Origin of the sequence: Marinicella litoralis (assembly GCF_002591915.1) — a bacterium.
Classification (GTDB): domain Bacteria; phylum Pseudomonadota; class Gammaproteobacteria; order Xanthomonadales; family Marinicellaceae; genus Marinicella; species Marinicella litoralis.
Map to the genome: position 1 here is coordinate 1 of NZ_NIHB01000011.1, position 3901 is coordinate 3901.

The following is a 3901-nucleotide window of genomic DNA, read 5'->3' on the forward strand; positions in this document are numbered from 1 at the left end:
AATACTTCAAGTTACAACACAAATCCGCGACATATTGCTTCATATTGGTTGCCATTATTTCAACGATCAAACAAATATTTAGTCAATAAGTTAAGTTTATTATCTTCATCTGATGTATGTCCTTGTGTCCCACCCTTGATTTATCTGCCGATGAATTTTACACACATATCAAAACCACATTAACTGATGGCATTGAACTAACTAAAGATGAATTTGAGGTGTATTTAATCAAAGAGCCTTACAAACATATTTTAGAAACTGCTTTGATGTTTACTAGTGAAATATTTTGTGATGAATTAATGGATAAACATGGCTGAATCAATTTACTAAAACCAACCAAAGAATCTAATATGGCAAGACCAACAAAGTATAAAGTGGAATTCGCTAATCAAGCGGAAAAAATCAGTAAATTTGGGGCAACTGATAAAGACTTAGCTGAAATATTTGGAGTTGATGAATCAACCATAACAAGGTGGAAGCAGAAATATCCAGAGTTTTGCATGTCCTTAAAAAAGGGTAAGGATTATTTTGATAATAAAGTTGAAATTGCTTTGGCCGAAAGGGCAATTGGTTACTCTCACCCTGAGGAGAAGATATTCAATCATGGTGGAGAAATCCTAAGGGTTGAAACAGTCAAGCACCACCCTCCTGATGTAACGGCTTGTATATACTGGCTTAACAACAGAAAACGCAAAGAATGGGCAACCAGAAAGGCTGTAGAATCAGAAATGACCATTAGTAAGCTACCTGAAGGCACTGGAGTTTTAGTAGTCCCGGCAGTTGTTGATTATGAGCAATGGGCTGAAATGGCAGTCAATGGCAATAAAGAGCTAGATCGAAAGGAAAGAGAGTTTGATAAGAAAAATGCTTAATTACTTATTTTAGCATTTATATCCGCTACCTATAATAGCGAATATACTTACACTATAAAAAAGAAATGGAATTAAATAGTTTAGACTATTATGATTGTTGGATAAGTAAGATATTTCAATGACTAGCATAATAAATGAGCTAATGAATTCTAAAAAAGAAAATTTAAGACTTCCAATTACACCCTCTCACAACACACTCAATTTGCTTGTTAGAGCAAAACTATTATTAGAGAATGCCCTAGCTAAAGCCTCCAACCCATCTGGAGTTGATTCTTTAATTGCTATGCTGGGTTTTGATAATGTGATCGAGTTTTCTTTGAGAATAATCTCTGATCATGTTGAATATGAAACAGTCACAGGAAAAATTTTCGCAGAAACTGAATTAGGTCAAATGGCTGGTGATATTAATAGACTACTGAAGGACAATGATTTAGGTAATTTGCCTCAACTTGCGAACATCAAACTATTAAGAAAAGTAAGAAATTTAATTCAACATGGAGGTCTAGACCCAGGCAATGATTTAGATCGATTCTCTAAAGTTACAAAAACTTTTTTTGATAAAATGTTAAAAAAGTTTTTTGGAATGACAGCAGATAAACTAGCTATTTCATCATTGATCAATGATAAAGTTGTTGGTGAATTTCTACATGATGCAGAAAACCAGATAGAAAATTCAGAATACTTAGAGGCCATAGTAAGTTGTAGGGACGCATTTGATAATGCATTGTTTCAAAGAAATAAATACAATAGGCATAGAATTGATGCGGTTCCAGCTGTGGTTGAGTTAGCAAAATCCTCAGGTTTATTAAAACATTATTTCGAATCAACAGAAAAGAGTATTAACCTATTGAAATTTGGTGTTGATTCTGTGAAGTATGATCATTTTCAAGAAATACTTTTGCACATACCTCATGAGTTAACAGCAGACAAATCGGGAAATCAAGTTTTACAACGAAAATGGAGTTTGAATGATGCTCAATTTTGTTATTCGTTTGTGTCCAATCAAATATTGAAGTGGGAAAATGAGTCAATTCCACCTCTTTATGAAGATTCAGCAGATGATTATTTCATTGCTAAGGAATATCTTGATGGAGTTTGGTTAAAAAACGTATTTAATGAATCAACTATGGTGTATTTTGATAATGACACTAGCCTTCATACTCTTTTATTCGTAACAGACAATGAAATGAAAAGTGTTTTCGAATCATTTCAAGAGGATTGTTCTTATGAGTATGTAACTGAATTCCTTAGAGAAGATAGGCAAACAGTCGAGACAAAAACCAGCTCAATGATTAAAGTATTATTTAAATCATTAAAAATAATAACTCACAATCCAGTGAGGTGGGCAGCAGCACTACATTTAAAACAGTTGCCGTTAACTTGGAAGAGGGAAGACTTGATTGGTAATCAATTAAAAGTAACATCACTATCTATCAACGAAGCATCTAGTGATGAGCTTTTTAAGGTCTTAGGATTAAGAGATCCAATTTGTGAAAAAATTATTTCATTAAGAGAAGAAGGAGCTAAAATTCTATCACTTGAACAACTGCTTCAAATTGAAGGCATAAATGAATTTGAAATCAAGCAACTCCGGAACTCTACAAGACTGTAGTTATGTTCATATGGATTAGTTAACTCGAATGATGTCATCCATGCATGTTGTATATCGTGATGATTTTCATTCTGACCTCATTACCCTTTTCCGTGTTTGATTATAATAGGCCACTGATCAAACGAAACACCTGACGGTATCTTGTCGGTTTACCAGTAGTAAGCCAGTGACCATGATGGTATTATAAATTTCCTTTTCTTTAAAAGTAATAGTAATTTTCTGATGTGGACGTAAGAAAAAATGCACAATCAGATTGTTTGCTAAGCAGAATTATGAAACCAGTATTATTAATTATGATTTGTTTAATTTCGGCAGATGGCTTTTCACAACAAAGTAATTTTCCTAATCACCCATCAAATAATAAACTTCATTCTACAAATGATGAGATTCAATCAATGATGGTATCTTGTGAACAAAAAGCGACGACGCCACAATATTCCATTGATTGTAATTTTCATCAAACCTCTATCAGTTACAAACAAGACAGAGATGAAATTGAAAACGACTTAAATGAAATATTTTCACAATTAAACAACCCATTTACCAATTATGCAGAACAACTTTGTAATGAAGTAAATGCAGCAGATTTAGAGTTAATAGTTACTGAAACAAAGAAAGAAATTCATGAAAAAACCAAAGCAATGTGCAATGTCTCTTCAAACGATGAAGCTGAAAAAAAGATAAAAGAACTTTTCAGAATTATTAAGTCTGCTGACTCTGAAACATGTGTTGTTAATACTGGTTACAAATGGACTGAAACATTTGTTTATAAAAACAACTCTGATATAGAAGGGTACTGGGTTTCAAACCCGACACCATCAACGGAATGTGGAATCATGAATATTTCTACACTTAAACCAGACAAGAAATTTCCCATGCTTTGGAATTATGAGTCGCAAAGAATAGTTACAAATAAAGATGGCGAGTTATCAACAGGTGTATCTTGCAGTTTATTTGAAGATAGAAAAATAATATTATCGTGGAAATCTAATACCTTTGAATCAAATTGTAAGAGAATTGAGTTTAGCCCTTGATTGTAAGTCATACACTTAACAAATAATATACACCTTCATGAAGCCAATTATGTTGCGAACAAAATTTGTCAATCGCTTTTACCTATCACCAATCTAAGTTAATTGAACCCATAAAAAAAGAGCATTACTTTGTATTTTTGTTGTTACAAATGATGTTACATTTTAACTATCTAGTTTAATATTCTTTACATTCAATCACTTAACAACCAGTTAGCGTCCATTCCCGGCACCATTCTTTTTGGTTCCAAAAAATCCTCACAAATCCTTTCAAACCAAAACATCTGATTTTGAGCTTCGCTGAACTTAACACCAACCTACATGCAGATATACCAGTCTTATTAAATCATCCTATTTACTCATAAAGGGCACTACTTATTCTCAAT

Annotated in this window: 4 protein-coding genes; all 4 read left to right on the forward strand. The window is 32.8% G+C overall.

Annotated elements, in window-relative coordinates; all coding sequences use genetic code 11:
* Window positions 1-116 precede the first annotated feature (116 nt).
* The 4 genes from CCS90_RS14715 (at window position 117) to CCS90_RS14730 (ending at window position 3518) form a co-directional block, all read left to right on the forward strand.
* Window positions 117-317, forward strand: a complete 201-nt coding sequence (locus CCS90_RS14715; RefSeq protein ID WP_099020333.1) for a hypothetical protein — start codon at window positions 117-119, stop codon at window positions 315-317.
* A gap of 33 nt (window positions 318-350) precedes the next feature.
* Window positions 351-872: a helix-turn-helix domain-containing protein gene (locus CCS90_RS14720; RefSeq protein ID WP_180236547.1), complete on the forward strand. Its 522-nt coding sequence runs from the start codon at window positions 351-353 to the stop codon at window positions 870-872.
* Between the two features lie 118 nt (window positions 873-990).
* Window positions 991-2484, forward strand: coding sequence for a ComEA family DNA-binding protein (locus tag CCS90_RS14725; protein WP_099020334.1), 1494 nt, complete (start codon window positions 991-993; stop codon window positions 2482-2484).
* 272 nt (window positions 2485-2756) lie between these two features.
* Complete coding sequence (locus CCS90_RS14730; RefSeq protein ID WP_099020335.1) at window positions 2757-3518, forward strand: hypothetical protein; 762 nt, start codon at window positions 2757-2759, stop codon at window positions 3516-3518.
* Window positions 3519-3901 lie beyond the last annotated feature (383 nt).